20 protein-coding genes and 1 tRNA gene are annotated in these 18,262 nt (G+C 40.2%); 20 read left to right on the forward strand and 1 reads right to left on the reverse strand.

Annotated elements, in window-relative coordinates; all coding sequences use genetic code 11:
• Positions 1 to 1,344, reverse strand: coding sequence for a MurT ligase domain-containing protein (locus ACTU7M_RS08575; protein ID WP_443473977.1), 1,344 nt, complete (start codon positions 1,342 to 1,344; stop codon positions 1 to 3).
• A 224-nt stretch (positions 1,345 to 1,568) separates the two neighbouring features.
• Between ACTU7M_RS08575 and ACTU7M_RS08580 the strand changes: the two genes are divergently transcribed.
• From ACTU7M_RS08580 to clpP, 20 genes are all read left to right on the forward strand, one after another.
• On the forward strand, positions 1,569 to 2,141 hold the full coding sequence (locus ACTU7M_RS08580) for a thymidine kinase (protein WP_443473978.1): 573 nt from the start codon (positions 1,569 to 1,571) through the stop codon (positions 2,139 to 2,141).
• A 48-nt stretch (positions 2,142 to 2,189) separates the two neighbouring features.
• On the forward strand, positions 2,190 to 3,269 hold the full coding sequence (gene prfA, locus ACTU7M_RS08585) for a peptide chain release factor 1 (RefSeq protein ID WP_443473979.1): 1,080 nt from the start codon (positions 2,190 to 2,192) through the stop codon (positions 3,267 to 3,269).
• Complete coding sequence (gene prmC, locus ACTU7M_RS08590; protein ID WP_443473980.1) at positions 3,256 to 4,113, forward strand: peptide chain release factor N(5)-glutamine methyltransferase; 858 nt, start codon at positions 3,256 to 3,258, stop codon at positions 4,111 to 4,113. The genes prfA and prmC overlap by 14 nt, the downstream gene beginning before the upstream one ends.
• A gap of 206 nt (positions 4,114 to 4,319) precedes the next feature.
• Entirely contained in the window at positions 4,320 to 5,339 is a 1,020-nt protein-coding gene (locus tag ACTU7M_RS08595; protein WP_443473981.1) for an L-threonylcarbamoyladenylate synthase, read from the forward strand.
• Positions 5,340 to 5,408: 69 nt separating this feature from the next.
• A complete protein-coding gene (gene glyA / locus ACTU7M_RS08600; RefSeq protein WP_443473982.1) occupies positions 5,409 to 6,629 on the forward strand; it encodes a serine hydroxymethyltransferase in 1,221 nt (406 codons plus the stop codon).
• A gap of 77 nt (positions 6,630 to 6,706) precedes the next feature.
• Positions 6,707 to 7,342, forward strand: a complete 636-nt coding sequence (upp, locus tag ACTU7M_RS08605) for a uracil phosphoribosyltransferase (RefSeq protein WP_443473983.1) — start codon at positions 6,707 to 6,709, stop codon at positions 7,340 to 7,342.
• Between the two features lie 274 nt (positions 7,343 to 7,616).
• Positions 7,617 to 8,327 carry a F0F1 ATP synthase subunit A gene (gene atpB, locus ACTU7M_RS08610; RefSeq protein WP_443473984.1) on the forward strand — a complete coding sequence of 237 codons (711 nt, stop codon included), beginning with the start codon at positions 7,617 to 7,619 and terminating at the stop codon, positions 8,325 to 8,327.
• Positions 8,328 to 8,348: 21 nt separating this feature from the next.
• Entirely contained in the window at positions 8,349 to 8,561 is a 213-nt protein-coding gene (atpE, locus tag ACTU7M_RS08615; protein ID WP_076765617.1) for a F0F1 ATP synthase subunit C, read from the forward strand.
• Between the two features lie 35 nt (positions 8,562 to 8,596).
• Positions 8,597 to 9,103 (forward strand): F0F1 ATP synthase subunit B, encoded by a 507-nt coding sequence (atpF, locus tag ACTU7M_RS08620; protein ID WP_443473985.1) that lies wholly within the window; start codon positions 8,597 to 8,599, stop codon positions 9,101 to 9,103.
• A gap of 1 nt (position 9,104) precedes the next feature.
• Positions 9,105 to 9,398: a F0F1 ATP synthase subunit delta gene (locus ACTU7M_RS08625; protein WP_443473986.1), complete on the forward strand. Its 294-nt coding sequence runs from the start codon at positions 9,105 to 9,107 to the stop codon at positions 9,396 to 9,398.
• 19 nt (positions 9,399 to 9,417) lie between these two features.
• On the forward strand, positions 9,418 to 10,929 hold the full coding sequence (gene atpA, locus ACTU7M_RS08630; protein WP_443473987.1) for a F0F1 ATP synthase subunit alpha: 1,512 nt from the start codon (positions 9,418 to 9,420) through the stop codon (positions 10,927 to 10,929).
• Between the two features lie 11 nt (positions 10,930 to 10,940).
• Entirely contained in the window at positions 10,941 to 11,861 is a 921-nt protein-coding gene (locus tag ACTU7M_RS08635; RefSeq protein ID WP_443473988.1) for a F0F1 ATP synthase subunit gamma, read from the forward strand.
• 17 nt (positions 11,862 to 11,878) lie between these two features.
• The gene (gene atpD / locus ACTU7M_RS08640) at positions 11,879 to 13,303 is read left to right on the forward strand and encodes a F0F1 ATP synthase subunit beta (protein ID WP_443473989.1); all 1,425 of its coding nucleotides are present in this window, start codon (positions 11,879 to 11,881) and stop codon (positions 13,301 to 13,303) included.
• Position 13,304: 1 nt separating this feature from the next.
• Positions 13,305 to 13,730 (forward strand): F0F1 ATP synthase subunit epsilon, encoded by a 426-nt coding sequence (locus tag ACTU7M_RS08645; RefSeq protein WP_443473990.1) that lies wholly within the window; start codon positions 13,305 to 13,307, stop codon positions 13,728 to 13,730.
• A 332-nt stretch (positions 13,731 to 14,062) separates the two neighbouring features.
• Positions 14,063 to 14,299: a DUF1146 family protein gene (locus tag ACTU7M_RS08650; protein ID WP_443473991.1), complete on the forward strand. Its 237-nt coding sequence runs from the start codon at positions 14,063 to 14,065 to the stop codon at positions 14,297 to 14,299.
• A 116-nt stretch (positions 14,300 to 14,415) separates the two neighbouring features.
• A complete protein-coding gene (murA, locus tag ACTU7M_RS08655) occupies positions 14,416 to 15,726 on the forward strand; it encodes a UDP-N-acetylglucosamine 1-carboxyvinyltransferase (RefSeq protein WP_443473992.1) in 1,311 nt (436 codons plus the stop codon).
• A 37-nt stretch (positions 15,727 to 15,763) separates the two neighbouring features.
• A complete protein-coding gene (locus tag ACTU7M_RS08660) occupies positions 15,764 to 16,789 on the forward strand; it encodes a rod shape-determining protein (protein WP_443473993.1) in 1,026 nt (341 codons plus the stop codon).
• Between the two features lie 18 nt (positions 16,790 to 16,807).
• Positions 16,808 to 16,987: a DNA-directed RNA polymerase subunit beta gene (locus tag ACTU7M_RS08665; RefSeq protein ID WP_443473994.1), complete on the forward strand. Its 180-nt coding sequence runs from the start codon at positions 16,808 to 16,810 to the stop codon at positions 16,985 to 16,987.
• Positions 16,988 to 17,109: 122 nt separating this feature from the next.
• Positions 17,110 to 17,181, forward strand: a tRNA-Arg gene (locus ACTU7M_RS08670).
• A gap of 174 nt (positions 17,182 to 17,355) precedes the next feature.
• Positions 17,356 to 17,949, forward strand: a complete 594-nt coding sequence (gene clpP, locus ACTU7M_RS08675) for an ATP-dependent Clp endopeptidase proteolytic subunit ClpP (protein ID WP_443473995.1) — start codon at positions 17,356 to 17,358, stop codon at positions 17,947 to 17,949.
• The last annotated feature ends 313 nt before the right edge of the window (positions 17,950 to 18,262 follow it).

Genomic DNA, 18,262 nt, shown 5'->3' on the forward strand with positions numbered 1-18,262 from the left:
CTATTTCATCCTTTCTTGGATGTAACCTTTTTCAGCCAGAGCTTTACGAAGGTTTAAAACGGCTGTATAAGTAGCCATCACATAAATTTTTTCTGTTGGTGCATTTTGGAAAGAGGCAATTAACGATTCAACTGAATCCGTAGTGGTCATACGCTCGTCAGAAATGCCGGCGACCTTCAAACGCAATGCCATTTCTTCTCTGCGAATACCGCTGACACCAACATAAGGAATATCAAAGTCATTCAGCTTCTCAAATTCCCCATCCCATATCCAGCTGACATCTGTTCCATCAGCAGGGCGGTCATTCAATACAACACCCAGGGAGAAAGGGTCGTCTTCATAATCCAATAGTGCGATAATTTGATTCAGCCCAACCGGATTTTTAATCAAGTTTAAGATGACAAGTTTGTCGCCAATTTTAATTGTTTCCTGACGCCCGAATTTTGATTCAGTTGCTGAGAATCCTGCCTGGATTTCTTCAGGTGTTAAATCGAATTCCCGACCTATTGAATAAGCTGCCAAGGCATTATAAATATTATATAACCCAGCAATATTAATCTTAAAAGGATGTCCATCAATGTGGAACGTTGATGAATTATAATCCAAATGGTCGACTGCAGTGACGGCATATTTTAATTGCGGACGTTTGAAGTCACAGTTAGGGCAATAGTATTTCCCTAGGTTGGCATAGGTATTGAATTTGTAATGTAAAATACTGTCACAATTTGGACACAGGACACCATCCGTATTGAAGTGAGCCATCGTCTCGCCATCGTCTTCATGGTTGAAACCAAAGTAAATGCTTGGATTAACCAATTCTCTGGAATTAAACATCGGGCTATCACCATTTGCTAAAATAATTGCATCTGGTGCCTGCGCAGCGCCTTCAACCATTTTGTCATAAATCGTATAAATTTCACCAAAGCGGTCCATTTGGTCTCTAAACACATTTGTATTCACTATAATACGCGGTTTAATATGTTTCGTAACATGAACCAAGCTTGCTTCGTCGACTTCCAGAATCGCTACTTTTTTATCATTTCCAGAACGTTTCTCCAGGAATGTGGAAATAATTCCTTGGGCCATATTTGCGCCGGTTGGATTCGTTAATATATCTGGGTATTTTTGTTGTAGTACATGGAAAGCCAAAGAAGTCGTTAAGGTTTTACCGTTTGTCCCCGTTACGATAACAACTTCGTAATCTTTTGCGAGGTGAGCAAGAACAGATGGATCAATTTTTGCTGCAAGTTTACCCGGCAAACTCGTACCACCTTTTGTAAATGTACGCAATGCCCATTGCGTTCCTTTTCCGACCGTGACGGCCAATGATCCTCGAATACTCAATGTCATCTCTCCTCCATAAAAATTCTCTTTGACATCATAGCATAAAAGCTGTTCTTTCTGGAAGTACTACCTTCCTTCAGAAAAGCAGATGAAATGAAGTTTTAGCTTTTCTTAACAAAAAAATGTTCTTGGACCAAAATCCAGATCGAAATATTGACTTTGGACCCATTTATTACTATTATATTACAAGACAAGTTTTGAACGAAATATGAGCGGGGTGTAAAATGGCGCAGTTATTTTTTAAGTATGGTGCAATGAATAGTGGGAAAACAATTGAAATCTTAAAAGTTGCCCACAATTACGAGGAACAAAATAAACCCGTTTTGATTTTCACCAGCGCACTAGATGACCGCGATGAAATAGGTTTTGTCGCAAGTCGAATCGGGATGAAAAGAGAAGCCATCCCGGTTTATCCTGAAACGGATATGTATGAAGTTGTAAAAAAAGAAGAGAAGACACCCTATTGCATTTTGGTTGATGAGGCCCAATTCTTAAAAGAAAAACACGTATTGCAAATGGCTAAAATTGTGGATGAATTAAACATACCAGTAATGGCCTTTGGTTTGAAAAACGATTTTACAAATGAACTATTTGATGGTTCTAAATATTTATTGTTATACGCAGATAAGATAGAAGAAATTAAAACAATTTGCTGGTATTGTCATAAAAAGGCGACAATGAACATGCGTATTGTAGACAACCGACCGGTTTACCAAGGAGAACAAATTCAAATAGGTGGCAACGAGGCTTACGTGCCTGTTTGCCGCAATCATTATTTCCATCCTCCTTTGGGATAGGATGATAAGCGCATGCACGTATTTGAAAAATAGAAGGGTTTTGAAATTATGTTTGACCAATTAGATTCATTCATTATTCGCTATGAAGAATTATCAGAATTATTAAGTGATCCGGAAGTGATTTCTGATACACGTCGTTTCATGGAATTGACAAAAGAAGAAGCAGGCTTACGTCCTAAAGTTGAAGTATTCCGCCGCTATCAAAGAGTGGAAGAAGAACTGGCCGAAACTGAAGAATTACTTTCTGAAAATCTTGACGACGATATGGCAAAGCTCGCTAAAGAAGAGCTTGCGATGCTAAAAAGTGAAAGAGAAGAATTACAAGAACGCATTAAAGTTTTACTTTTGCCAGAAGATCCAAATGACGGAAAAAATATTATTATGGAGATTCGAGGGGCAGCTGGTGGAGATGAAGCGGCACTATTTGCTGGGGATTTATATGAAATGTACAGTAAATATGCGGAGTCTCAAGGTTGGAGAGTCGAAGTCATGGATGCCAACATTACAGGTATTGGTGGCTACAAAGAAATCATTTTAATGATTACGGGACAAAATGTCTTTTCTAAACTGAAATACGAAAGTGGTGCACACCGCGTGCAACGGGTGCCATCTACCGAATCACAAGGTCGCGTTCATACTTCAACGGCAACAGTTGTTGTCATGCCAGAAATGGAAGAAGTGGATGTGGATCTGGCTGATAAAGATATCCGTGTAGATATTTATCATGCATCAGGAGCAGGTGGACAACACGTTAACAAAACGGCTTCAGCAGTACGTTTGACACACATCCCAACGGGTATAGCTGTTGCGATGCAGGATGAAAGATCCCAACTTAAAAACCGTGAAAAAGCAATGAAAGTTCTGCGGGCACGTGTTTATGACCAAATCTCTTCCGAGGCGCAATCAGAATATGATGCCAGCAGAAAGTCTGCAGTCGGAACGGGTGACCGTTCAGAACGTATTCGGACTTATAATTTTCCGCAAAACCGCGTAACAGATCACCGTATTGGTTTAACGATTCAAAAATTGGATCAGATTTTGGGTGGTAAATTAGATGAGGTTGTTGATGCATTGATTTTGGCTGATCAAGCTGAAAAATTGGAGAAATTAAACAATGGAAGTTATTAAATTGAAAACATACCAAAAAGTAATCCAACAAGCAGCACACTTATTGGAATCAAGCCAAATGAACACTCATATCGCTGAACGCCTATTGATTGATCGTTTAGATTGGAACAAAACCGAATTAATCAATCATTTAAATGAGGAGATGCCTGAAGCTATCTATCTCCAATACCTTGATGATTTGAACGAGTTTATCAAAGGCAAACCACTGCAATATATCGTGGGAAAAGAATGGTTCTATGGCTTGCCCTTGATGGTGACAGCCGACACCTTGATTCCAAGGCCGGAAACGGAAGAGCTGGTTCATACGGCTTTGCACCATCTCAAAGAGGAAAAAGGCTCTGAATCGTTAAGAATCCTGGATATCGGTACAGGTTCTGGAGCCATTGCCATCGCAATGAAAAATGAACGTCTCCAAGACGAAGTGACGGCAACTGATATTTCGCAAGCAGCGCTCGACGTTGCCAAGAAAAATGCTGAAGCACATCAATTACAGATTCGTTTCTTACAAGGTGATTTACTGGAACCAGTTTCGCTAGAAACCTTTGATTGCATCATCAGTAATCCACCCTATATTAGTTACAACGAAACTGATGTTATGGATGAATCAGTTTTGAATTATGAACCTCATACAGCTTTGTTTGCCGAAAATGAAGGTATGAGCCTTTATGAACGGCTCGCTTATACATTGCCCTTCCACCTAAAGACAGACGGTTGCCTATTTATGGAAATCGGCTATCAACAAGGTGAAAAACTGCAGGATTTGTACAAGAAAGCATTTCCGGATAAAGAAGTAACGATACAACAAGATATTAATGGTCTCGACCGTATGTTAATAGTAAAATAGATTTAGACAGAGAGTGGGAAAAAAGGCGTTTAGCCCCGGATCAATGGAGCGAATAAGCGGAAGATGGTCGCAGACTATCTGAGCATTATTCGTGAAGTGACGCCGGGGCTGCCTTTTTGAGCACGTTTACGAAGCAAATATTCGGTTAAATAGCCGGGGCCGGGAGTTATTTCCCAAACCCTTTTTTTGGAAGGAATGGACTAATAATGGAGACACAACTATTCAACAAGGAAAACATGCCAGAAGCAGGAGCCCTTTTGAGAAAAGGCGAACTGGTGGCTTTTCCTACCGAAACAGTTTATGGATTGGGAGCAATTGCTTCTGATAATGCGGCCGTAAAAAAAGTTTACCAGGTAAAGGGGCGTCCGAGCGACAATCCTCTGATCGTTCATGTGGCCTCTCACGAAATCGGGCAATATGTGGCTGAGATTCCAAACGTAGCTAAAAAGATGATGGAAGTATTTTGGCCGGGTCCCTTAACTTTGATATTCAATGCTAAACCAGGTGTATTCGCTCCAGCTGTTACAGGAGGGCAAAGTACAGTCGCACTGCGTATGCCAGATCAAGATTTGTCTTTACGCTTAATTCAGGAAGCGGGCTTTCCACTCGTAGGGCCGAGTGCTAATACTTCGGGGAAACCAAGTCCGACCACTGCACAACATGTCCTTCATGATTTAGGTGGAAAAATTGCTGGCGTCGTCGAGGGGGGAGAAACGCAAATTGGCGTCGAATCCACAGTTCTGGACTTAACGGACGAGCGGGGATTGATTATTCTCAGACCTGGTGCCGTAACCAAAGAACAACTCCAAATTGTTACCGATCAAAAAGTTTGGATGAATGATGAAGTAAAGGTATTAAATCCTGAGGAAGCTCCCAAAGCTCCTGGTATGAAATATACTCATTATTCACCGAACCAACCGGTTATTCTTATGCGGGCAGATTGGTCCATAAAAATATCTGAGCTTCTGGCTGAGGAGAAAGTAATAGGGGTTTTGGCTTCGGATGAACAAATAGCTGAAATCGAGATAAAAGACGAAATCATACCTTATTCATTGGGTTCACGAACGGATGCACGCATTGCTTCCCAACGTTTATATGCAGGACTGAGGTATTTTGATAACCAGGATGTCGATGTCATATTGGCCGAGGCATATCCGAAAGATGGCATTGGGATTGCCTTCATGAATAGACTTGAAAAAGCTTCATCGGCAGTTTATCCCCAATAGCATTTGTGCTATACTTACGTTAATATTTTAATTGTATTTTAATTATGAATCGGTTTCAGGAGGATGGGTATGTTTGATAAATTAGTATTTGAAGCAATCGAAAATGAAAAAGCACGACAAGAAAATGGGATAGAACTAATCGCCTCCGAGAATTTCGTATCCAAGGATGTCATGCTTGCGCAGGGAAGTATCTTGACTAATAAATATGCCGAGGGATACCCAGGCCGTCGTTATTATGGCGGATGTGAATTTGTTGATGTAATTGAAAATCTGGCAATTGATCGTTTGAAGGAACTATTTGGGGCAGAGTATGCAAATGTTCAACCACACTCTGGTAGCCAAGCGAATATGGCAGCCTATCGTGCCATCCTGGAACCAGGTAGTAAAATATTGGGTATGGATTTAAACCACGGCGGTCATTTGACACATGGATCGGCCGTTAACTTCAGTGGTCAAATGTATGATTTCGTGGCTTACGGTGTCGAAAAAGAGACAGAAATAATCGATTATGAAAAAGTAAGAGAGATCGCTTTGGCAGAAAGACCCCAATTAATTGTCGCAGGAGCAAGTGCCTATCCGCGTGCACTGGACTTCAAAAAATTTAGAGAAATTGCCGATGAAATCGGTGCTATGTTGATGGTGGATATGGCTCATATTGCGGGTCTTTGTGCAACAGGCTATCACCAAAATCCCGTCGAATTTGCAGACATTGTGACCTCAACGACCCATAAAACGTTACGCGGCCCTCGTGGTGGTGTCATCATGGCGAAGAAGCAATACGGCAAGAAGTTGAATTCTGCTATTTTTCCAGGTATTCAGGGTGGACCTTTGGAACATGTTATCGCTGCAAAAGCAGTTGCTTTTAATGAAGCTTTAGACGATTCCTTCAAGAATTACATTGGCCAAGTATTGGATAATGCAAAAGCGATGGCAGATGTATTTAAAAATTCAAAATTCCGGGTCATCAGTGGAGGAACTGACACGCATTTATTACTGTTGGACGTATCTGGATTTGATTTGAATGGGAAAGAAGTGGAAACGTTATTGGATTCTGTGGGAATAACGGCGAATAAAAATGCGATACCATTTGATACATTGCCCCCAAGCAAGACAAGCGGCATTCGTATCGGTACTCCAGCAATAACGACCCGTGGATTCGGTAGAGCAGAAGCGATTAAAGTTGCAGAGTTAATTATTAAAACGGTTGAAAACCGAGAAGATGAAACCCTGCTTGATGAAATCAAGAACGAGGTTCAGGCACTGACTGCTCAATTCCCATTATACAAATAAGATTATAAAATAAATTCTGGTAAATCTAGCTCCAATCCTTTACAATAGAAAAAGTGAAAATTGAGAGGGGAATACAAATGGGACAAGTAACCGTTATGGATCATCCATTAATCCAACATAAATTAACAATTATTCGTCAAACAACAACAGGAACCAAAGACTTCCGTGAAGTGGTCAGTGAAATTGCAATGCTGATGGCTTATGAAGTAACACGCGACATGCCTTTAGAGGATGTTGAAATCGAGACACCACTTGTAAAATCAGTACAAAAAACTTTAAGTGGTAAAAAAGTCGCGATTATTCCAATTCTTCGTGCAGGATTAGGGATGGTAGATGGTTTCTTGGCAATGTTGCCTGCAGCTAAAGTTGGACACGTAGGGCTTTATCGTGATGAAGAAACACTTGAACCGCATGAGTATTTCGTTAAATTGCCAGCTGATATTCCAGAACGTCAATTATTTGTTGTGGACCCAATGTTAGCAACAGGTGGTTCTGCAATTGCAGCAATTGAGGCTTTGGAAAAACGTGGTGCAAAACCATCCAACATTAAATTTATCTGTTTAGTTGCTGCGCCAGAAGGTGTTAAAGCATTGAATGACGCTTATCCAGGTGTAGAAATCGTGGTTGCGGCCTTAGATGAAAGACTAAACGAAGCGGGTTACATTCTTCCAGGATTGGGAGATGCTGGTGACCGCCTATTTGGTACGAAATAATGTGTAAGAGACAAAGGGTAACCTTTGTCTCTTTTTTTGTTCCAATAGGATTAAACATATCTAAAAATATTGCCTCGCTAAATTTTAATCAAACATTTCACAAAGTTGAGAACGCAATATTATTATAGGTTTCGGTAAAGAAAATTTCGTAATTTTTTCAAAAATCTTTGCTAATCTTAATACAAGATGGTATTATTGGCAATGCGAGCAGGCCAATGTTTTTTTCATGTTTTTCATTGGCTTGTTAAATTACGTTTGAAAAGAGGTGAAACAATTGGAACATGAATCGGTTGTTGTTGAATTCATGGGGATTGGCTTTGACTTGAATATCATTATCAGTGTAGTTGCTACCTGTGTATTGGTTCTTTTATTCTGTTACGTGTGTACACGTAAGTTGTCAATAAGACCAGGAAGAGGACAGCTTGTTATTGAGTACATTGCAGGTTTTGTTAGAAATATGATTTCTAGCTCAATGGATTGGAAAGTGGGAGAACAATTCTACCTACTTGGTTTTACACTATTTTTGTTTATCTGGGTTGCAAATATGTTAGGTCTAGTTTTAATCCTGAATATAGGTGGTTTTTCCTATTGGAAGAGTCCTACTGCCAGTCCAGTTGTAACATTGGCCCTATCGCTGCTCATTATTTTGATGACGCATTATTTTGGCGTTCGGGAACAAGGTTTTAAAGGCTATTTCATGAATAGTTATGTAAGACCGGTAGCAGCTTTGATGCCAATCAAGATTCTTGAAGAGTTCACGAACACGTTGACATTGGCACTACGTCTATACGGAAACGTTTATGCTGGAGAGATTTTACTTGGTCTAATTGCCTCTTTGGCAAATATGGCTGGTCCATGGACATGGGCCATTGGTATTCCTTTACAAATGGTTTGGCAAGGTTTCTCGATTTTTATCGGTTCTATTCAAGCCTTCGTTTTTACAACTTTGACAATGGTTTACCTATCACACAAAATTGAACATTAATTATTAAAGGGGAAAAACAAAATGAACTTTATAGCAGCAGCAATAGCAGTTGCCGGAGCAGCAATTGGCGCTTCATTGGGTAACGGTAAAGTTATTTCTACAACAATTGAAGCTATCGCAAGACAACCAGAACTACAAAGCCGTCTACAAACTTTGATGTTTATCGGAGTTGGCTTGATCGAGGCCGTTCCTATTATGGCGGTCGTAATTGCATTCTTGCTTATATTCCAATAAAAGAGGGAATGAAAAAAATAAATAGGAGGATATAGATGAAACCACTATTCATTTTAGGCGCGACATCCACAGCGCTAGGAAATACAATCGTTACCCTCGTTTCGTTCTTGTTACTATTTTGGTTAGTTAAACGCATCGCCTGGGGACCATTGATGAGTATGTTGGATGAAAGAGAAAAAGCAATCAATGCTGATTTAGATAAAGCAGCAAAAGATCGTGAAATTTCACTACAACAACGAGCTGAAACAGAAGAACAGTTACGTGAAGCACGAAAAAATGCCAATGAAATATTAAATAAAGCCCAAATAGAGGGAAATGTACTACACAAATCTATTATCAAAGAAGCAAATGAAGACGCACAACGTATTCGTCAACAAGCGCAACGTGAAATCGAAGCTGAGCGCGTACGTGCTTTGAATAACATGCGTTCTGAAATCAGTGAATTATCCATCAGTATCGCTGAAAAAGTCATTAAAAGAGAATTAAATACTTCTGACCAAGAGCGATTAGTTGATGAGTTCATTCAAGGATTGGAAGATTAATATGGATAAAAAAGAGGAAATCAACATCGACCAATACATCGATGACTATCTTGAAGAAAAGCAACCGACTACTATAACGTTGACTTCCGCAGTGGCTTTGCGTCCGGAACAAAAGAATCGGATTATAGCAGCTTTTGTGAAGAAAACCAATTATGTTAAGGATTTTGAAGTTGTTGAAATCGTAGATGAGACCCTTCTGGGCGGTGTCCGTTTGGAGTCTGATAATCATTTCTTCGATAATACAATTCGTCATGACTTAACGCAATTGCAACAACATATTTTAGAAGGCCAATGAGATTGAAGAGGTGAAGAATGTGGCAGTGAATAAAGAAGAATTACATTCTTTGATCAAGCAAAGAATCAGCTCTTTTCAATCGACTCCAAAAATTGAGGAAATTGGAAAGCTGACTTATGTAGGTGACGGTATAGCCCGTGCCACAGGTTTAACTAATGTCATGAGTGGTGAACTGTTGGAATTCCAAAATGGCACCATTGGTATGGCTCAAAACCTGGAAAAAGAAGATGTGGGTATCGTCATATTCGGACCTTACTCCGATATTCACGAAGGAGACATCGTCAAAAGAACAGGTCGTATCATGGAAGTGCCAGTTGGAGAATCCCTGATCGGCCGAGTAGTCGATGCTTTAGGAAGTCCAATTGATGGACAAGGTCCTATTTTAACAACCAAGACCCGTCCTGTAGAAGCAGAAGCACCTGGTGTTATGGACCGTCAATCAGTAGCAGAACCCTTGCAAACAGGTATCAAAGCGATTGATTCTCTCGTACCAATTGGGAGAGGACAACGGGAATTAATCATCGGTGACCGTAAAACAGGTAAAACCACAATTGCTGTTGATACAATTTTGAATCAACGAGGAAAAAATGTTATCTGTATTTACGTTGCTATTGGACAAAAAGAATCTTCTGTTCGTAACTTAACGGAAACACTTAAAAAGCACCGTGCTTTGGATTACACAATCATTGTATCAGCTAGTGCTTCTCAACCTGCACCCATGCTATATATAGCTCCTTACACAGCCACAGCGATGGCTGAAGAATATATGTATAATGGTAAGCATGTTTTAGTTATTTATGATGATTTGTCCAAACAGGCCGCAGCTTATCGAGAAATGTCTCTATTGCTGAGAAGACCACCTGGCCGTGAAGCTTATCCAGGGGATATCTTTTATTTGCATTCTCGTCTACTGGAACGGTCCGCAAAATTGAATGATAAATTGGGAGGCGGCTCCATTACCTCCTTACCAATCGTTGAAACACAAGCAGGCGATATTTCCGCGTATATTCCAACAAACGTTATTTCAATCACAGATGGGCAAATTTTTCTGGAAAGCGATTTGTTCTTTGGTGGTATTCGTCCAGCCATTTCGGCCGGTCTATCCGTTTCACGGGTAGGTGGATCCGCTCAAACGAAAGCGATGAAGAAAGTGTCCGGTACTTTACGTCTTGATTTAGCGTCATACCGTGAACTCGAGGCCTTTACACAATTTGGTTCCGACCTGGATGCTTCAACGCAACAACGCTTGAACCGTGGACACAGAACTGTTGAAGTGCTCAAACAAGATCTGCATGCTCCGCTTCCAGTTGAAGAGCAAGTAGTTATTCTTTATGCCTTAACAAAAGGATATTTAGATGTGGTTCCGGTTCGTGATATCGCGCGTTTTGAATCCGAACTTATGAGTCGTCTGGAAATCTCTGAACCTCATCTGTTGGAAACCATACGGGAAACAAAACAACTGCCTGATGAGGGAGAATTGACAAAAGCCATTGAATCTTTTGCGAATAGCTTTGTCCCACATAGTCATTAAGGGGTGAATACATGGCATCGTCATTGATTGATATAAAAAAACGAATTATCTCTACTCAAAAGACAAGTCAAATTACCAATGCCATGCATATGGTATCTGCGTCAAAGTTGTCTAGAGCAGAACAAAAAGTAAAAAAATATCAGCTTTATGCGGATAAAATCCGGGAAATCGTGACCCATATTGCCGGCCAACAATTATCTATGTTGGAAGAACATGGCTCAAACCTAAGTCAAGAACAACTCATAGACTTTCATGATTTGCTGATTGAGCGTGAAGTGAAAAAAACAGGTTACTTAATTATTTCGACGGATAAAGGATTAGCGGGTAGTTACAATTCATCTATCTTTAAATCAACCCGTCAAATGATTGAAGATGATCATAAAACCTCCGGAGAATACACGATTATTTCCATTGGAGAAACATTGGCACGTGATTTACAGAAACATCAAATAGCGGTTGAGCGTATTGTTCCGGATTTGAGCGACCAGCCATCTTTTGAAGATGTACGTGGAATAGTTTCTCTGGTTGTGGAATATTATCGTAATGAAGAATTTGATGAGTTGTATGTCTGTTATAACCATCATATTAACGCCATAAGCTCTGAATTCCGTGCTGAAAAAATGTTGCCTCTTTCTGATTTGGATGTTCGCGAAGCAGAAGAATATGAAGTCGAATATTTATTTGAACCAACGAAGGAAGACATTTTGGAAGTTCTTCTTCCACAGTACGCAGAAAGCTTAATATATGGAGCAATCATCGATGCGAAAGCATCAGAGCATGCTTCACGGATGACAGCCATGAAAAGTGCGACGGACAATGCGAAAGACTTAATCAAACGCTTGTCATTAGAACAAAACAGAATGCGCCAAGGTGCAATTACGCAAGAACTTACGGAAATCGTATCCGGTGCAAATGCGTTAGAAGAGAAGTAAAGGGGATGCAAAATTACATGAGAAAAGGACAAATCGTTCAAGTTATTGGGCCTGTCGTCGATGTCGGCTTTCCCCCTGATGCAGGACTACCGAATATTCACGATGCACTCCAAATCCAAAGAGTGCGTCAAAACGGTGAAGTCGAAAAAATCGTCCTGGAGGTAGCCTTGCAAATTGGAAACGGAGAAGTACGTACCATTGCAATGCAATCCACTGATGGACTGCAACGCGGGATGGAAGTGATTGATACTGGCAAACCTATCAGGGTTCCGGTAGGGACAGAAACGTTAGGTCGTGTTTTCAATGTGTTGGGCGATCCCATTGACTTGAAAGAACCATTTCCTGAGGACTATCCACGCGAAGGTATTCATAGAGCTGCACCGACGTATGATGAATTGAGCAGTAACTATGAAATTCTTGAAACAGGAATCAAGGTAATCGACCTTTTGGCACCTTATTTAAAAGGTGGGAAAGTAGGCTTGTTTGGCGGTGCCGGTGTCGGGAAAACGGTCTTGATCCAGGAATTGATTCATAATATCGTTGAACAGCACGGTGGTATTTCTGTATTTACCGGTGTTGGTGAGCGGACACGTGAAGGAAATGACCTTTATAATGAAATGCAGGAATCCGGTGTTGGTAAGAAAACAGCAATGGTTTTCGGTCAAATGAACGAGCCGCCAGGTGCCCGTATGCGGGTAGCTTTGACGGGTTTGACGATGGCTGAACATTTCCGTGACAAAGAAAATCAAGATGTGCTTTTATTTATCGACAATATCTACCGCTTTACTCAAGCGGGGTCAGAAATATCTGCACTTTTGGGACGGATGCCATCAGCTGTAGGATACCAACCAACATTGGCAACAGAAATGGGTGAACTGCAAGAACGGATTGCATCAACCAAGAATGGTTCGATTACGTCTATTCAAGCTATTTACGTTCCAGCAGATGACTATACGGATCCGGCTCCCGCGACAACATTTGCCCATCTTGATTCTACAACCAACCTGGAACGTCGTTTGACGGAACAAGGTATTTATCCAGCGGTTGACCCATTGGCATCTTCTTCAAGTGGGCTTTCACCAGATATTGTGGGTGAAGAACATTATGAGGTGGCGACGGAAGTACAACATATTCTGCAACGTTATCGTGAACTTCAAGACATCATCGCCATTTTAGGTATGGATGAACTATCCGAGAATGAAAGAGAAATAGTTGGGCGCGCACGTCGCATTCAATTCTTCCTCTCTCAAAACTTCCATGTTGCGGAGTCATTTACAGGTATTCCGGGATCATACGTGCCAGTAAAAGAAACTGTAAAAGGCTTTAAGGAAATTATTGATGGAAAACACGATGATGTACCAGAAGAGGCATTTCGAAATGTAGGAACGATTGAAGAAGTTTTGAAAAAAGCTGAGAGCCTAGGTTATAAAGGGGTGTCTTAATATGGCTGTGATGCATGTTTCTGTCATTACACCTGAGGGTACTGTTTTTGATCATCGAGCCAAAGCGGTCGATGCCCAAACGACAGATGGTGGTATTACAATCTTACCGGGCCATATACCGATCATTGTGCCACTCGCAATTGGTGAACTAAGAGTGACGCGTGTCACTGATAGTGATGACGATAAAAATTATGTCGCAATAAACGGCGGAATAATGGAAGTACAAGGGAATCAAGTCAATATTATTGCCAATACAGCTGAACGCTCACGCGATATCGATTTGGATAGAGCGGAGTTGGCCAAAAAAGCTGCCGAGGAATTAATGGCTGAAGCGCGTGACCAAAAGAATCTCGTTGAGTTCAATCGCGCGCGTGTTTCTCTTGCCAAAGCAATTAACCGTATCGGCGTATCTAAAAAAAGACTATAATCTCATCATTAGGCCAGAATCCTGCGTATTTGATGCAGCGGTTCTGGCTTTTTCTCTCTTTTAATAATAAAAGAAAACATATCGAAATCGTGCTTTATAGAATTTTTTGAGTTTGAAAATCAAAATAATTGTAAAAAAAATATATTTTTAAACCATATCAGTTTGAAATAGCGGAATTTGCACTTATAATACGAAGTATAAAGGTGTTTTTTTACACTATTAATGTAATGAAATTATTTATTTATTTCAATTTATTTAAAAATGTAAGCTACTATTCTTTTTTGATTTAATTTATGTTAGTATAGTTGAAGGCTATAGGGGGGAGGGGCAGGATGGATACAATGTTTTCATTCGGAATGCTGGAAATCATCTCTCATATGGTATTTATTTTTTTGTCTTTTTGGGCTATAAAAGCCATCAGGATTGAAACTTGGATCAGAAAGAACCATATACCTGAAGCGAGAATCTTATATTTTTTTATTGCAATTGCTTTAGGATATACAGTGAGTTCATTCTTTATTGATTTCGTGACTGTTTCACGAAACTTGGCTTTTCTAATAACTAACTAAACCTATGACTACGTATTTCATGACAAGTGCAAATGACGCAAACTAAACAAACGATAAATACAATAGAGTTGTGAGCAACTCTAGACGCGATACACGAATTTCGGAGGGATATTTGAATGGAAAAAATGATTGTCAGAGGCGGGAACCGACTTGTCGGGACAGTGAAAGCAGAAGGTGCAAAAAATGCTGTGCTTCCAATTGTTGCTGCTACAATCTTGGCTACTAAAGGTAAAACAGTATTAAAAAATGTTCCAGTTTTGTCTGATGTATACACAATTAATAACGTTTTGAAAAATATTAATATTGATACACAGTTTGACGAAAGCACTAATACAATTGTTGTGGATGCAACAGATGAAGTAAGCTGGGAAACACCTTTTGAATATGTCAGTAAAATGAGAGCATCTATAGTTGTTATGGGACCATTATTGGGTCGCCTAGGTAGAGCAAAAGTTGCACTTCCGGGTGGATGTGCGATTGGGACACGGCCAATCGACCTGCATTTAAAAGGTTTTGAAGCAATGGGAGCATCAATTAAGATTGAAAATGGTTATGTAGAAGCAGTGGCAGAAAAATTACATGGAGCAAGAATTTACCTTGATTTCCCTAGTGTAGGCGCAACTCAGAATTTGATGATGGGTGCTGTTTATGCTGAAGGAACTACTATTTTGGAGAACGTTGCACGTGAACCTGAAATTGTTGATTTAGCACGCTTATTAAACAGCATGGGTGCTAAAATTTTTGGTGCTGGAACTGAAACAATCCGCATTGAAGGGGTAGAGGAGCTTGTAGGGGTAACACACTCTATTATTCCTGACCGTATCGAAACAGGCACATTCATGGTTGCTGCTGCAGTAACTAACGGAAATGTTTTAATTGAGGATGCAATTGCTGAACACAACAAACCGTTGATTTCGAAATTGAAGGAAATGGGCGTTTCGATTGAGGAAGAAGCAAGTGGTCTACGAATTATTGGACCAAAACAATTGCGTGCCACTGATGTTAAGACAATGCCACATCCTGGCTTCCCAACGGATATGCAAGCACAAATGACTATTGCACAACTAGTATCCCAAGGAACAAGCACAATGACGGAAACTGTTTTTGAAAATCGCTTTATGCATCTTGAAGAAATGCGTCGGATGAATGCGAATTTCAAAGTAGAAGGTCAAACTGTACTGCTGTACGGTAATTCTTCCTTCCAGGGAGCAGAAGTTGCCGCGACAGATTTGCGTGCAGCAGCAGCGCTTATCATTGCTGGTTTAGTAGCAACAGGCTATACACGCGTAACAAATTTAACACATTTAGATCGTGGTTATTATGAATTTGACAAAAAGCTCAGAAATCTTGGAGCTGATATTGAGAGAATCGATGAGAGTGCTGAAAAATCACTTTCTTCTCAAGACCTTGATGCCTTGTTTGCATAATACAAATATTTACGATTTATTTTCAGGGGGAAAAAACTTGGCTAAAGATATAGGTATCGATTTGGGTACTGCTAACGTATTGATTCATGTGAAGGGTAAAGGAATCGTATTGAACGAACCTTCCGTTGTTGCTGTGGATACTGCGACGAACCGCGTGCTTGCTGTGGGGTCTGAAGCTTACCGAATGGTAGGGCGGACACCTTCTAATATCAAAGTTATTCGTCCCCTAAAAGGTGGCGTTATTGCAGACTTTGACATTACAGAGGCAATGCTGACACACTTTATTGACCGTTTGAACGTGAAAGGCTTAATGACTAAGCCAAATATTCTGATTTGCTGCCCGACAAACGTTACAGCAATAGAACAAAAAGCAATTATTGAAGCTGCTGAAAAAAGTGGCGGTAAAAACGTTTATTTAGAAGAAGAGCCTAAAGTTGCCGCTGTCGGCGCTGGTTTGGATATTTTCCAGCCAAATGGTAATATGGTTATTGATATCGGTGGAGGAACCAGTGATGTTGCTGTTCTTTCTTTGGGTGGTATCGTAACAAGCAGTTCTTTGAAACAAGCAGGGGATAAACTTGATGCAGACATCATGAACTTCGTTAAACGATCACACAAATTACTTATTGGGGAAAGAACGGCAGAACAAATCAAGAAAGAAGTAGGTACTGCGCTTTACCCAGAGAAGATTATTGCAATGGAAATTCGTGGTCGTGATATGGTGACTGGGTTACCACGTACCATTTCGATTAATTCGGCTGAAATATACGAAGCCATGCATGAAACATTGATGAATATCGTTAATCAAGCTAAAGAGGTACTGGAAACAACACCTCCAGAGCTTGGTGCAGATATTATTAATACCGGGATTGTTTTAACTGGTGGGGGTTCTTTGATCGAAGGTATCGAGGAATTATTCAGCGATGAGCTGGGTGTTCCTGTGTTCGTTGCAACAGAAGCTTTAGATTCAGTTGTTTTGGGAACAGGTCTGCTACTAGAAAACATTGGCAAGTCCCGCCGCAAAAAGATTGGATTCCTGAGAAGAATTCTCCAAACAAATTAAATGTAAAGGAAGTTCGTAATGAAATTCGACGTTAAACCTATATTTAGAGCTCTATTTTGGATTATATTTTTCATAGTCTTGGCAGCCGTTTTATTTTTTGTGGGCCTAGCTGTGGGATATAGTGTCTTAGGAGACGGTGAAATGATGGATGTTTTCAAATATGACACTTGGCAACATATACTTGACTATATTCGTTAATCAATTAGGTAAGTTGGATTCATCCGAACGAAGAATCAGGGTGCTTTTTATGACAAGGGTGCTCTGATTTTAAAAAGTTATTGCCAACAGTTCGCGTTTAGTGTTATAATAATAACACTGCTGTCGCCTTAGTGTAATGGATATCACGTAAGATTCCGGTTCTTGCAATGGGGGTTCGATTCCCTCAGGCGACGTCTTTAACGGTGCCCCCATCTTGTCTGTTCAAGGTGGGGGCTTTTTTATATCCATAGCATATTAACTTTGATAAAATAGGTGAAAGGTCAACCAAACGAATTGACCATTTTTGACCAATGGTGTACAATTATCACTGTAAATGAAAAACATTTCTTGATTAGGAGGATAATTAAATGAATCTAGTACCTACAGTAATTGAACAAACTTCTCGCGGTGAACGCGCCTATGATATTTATTCACGCCTTTTGAAAGATCGTATCATCATGATTTCTGGTGGCATTGACGATAACTTGGCAAACTCGGTTATTGCACAATTGCTATTTTTGGATGCGCAAGACCCTGAAAAAGATATTTATATTTATATTAACTCTCCGGGTGGATCCGTATCTGCTGGTCTGGCTATTTACGATACCATGAATTTTGTAAAAGCAGACGTTCAAACAATCGCAATGGGTATGGCTGCATCAATGGGAAGTTTCTTATTGACGGCTGGAACCAAAGGTAAACGATTCGCTTTGCCTAATGCTGAAATCATGATTCACCAACCACTGGGTGGAGCACAAGGTCAGGCAACTGAAATCGAAATCGCGGCCAGACATATCTTGGCAACGCGTGAACGCCTAAATAAAATCTTGGTTGAAAGAACAGGTCAACCGATCGAAGTAATCGAACGTGATACTGATCGTGATAACTACATGACAGCTGAACAAGCGAAAGAATACGGTTTGATTGATCAAGTAATGGAAAGTTCAAAAAACCTGAAATAAGCATTTAAGACGAAAGACAACCGACAATTTAAAGTTGGTTGTCTTTTTTTGTTCTTGTTGTGGTAAAATGTAAGCGGAAACAACAAGGGGGCTTTTGCTTTTTTGTTTTGCGGGACAAAAAACGACCCAAAAAATTCTTGGGTTTTTTAAGAAAATGATACAAAATAGTTGAAAAAAAAGTTCGGAATTGATAGAATAAACGTTGTAAGGGAAAGAGATGCACCGCTATTAAGCTTTTAGAGCTCCTGTACTGCTTTTGGGTAGTATGATGGCCTAGACTTTTCTGCATGGTTGGTCGTTTTTTGACCTACTA

The organism is Jeotgalibaca sp. A122 (assembly GCF_052266715.1).
Lineage (GTDB): Bacteria > Bacillota > Bacilli > Lactobacillales > Aerococcaceae > Jeotgalibaca.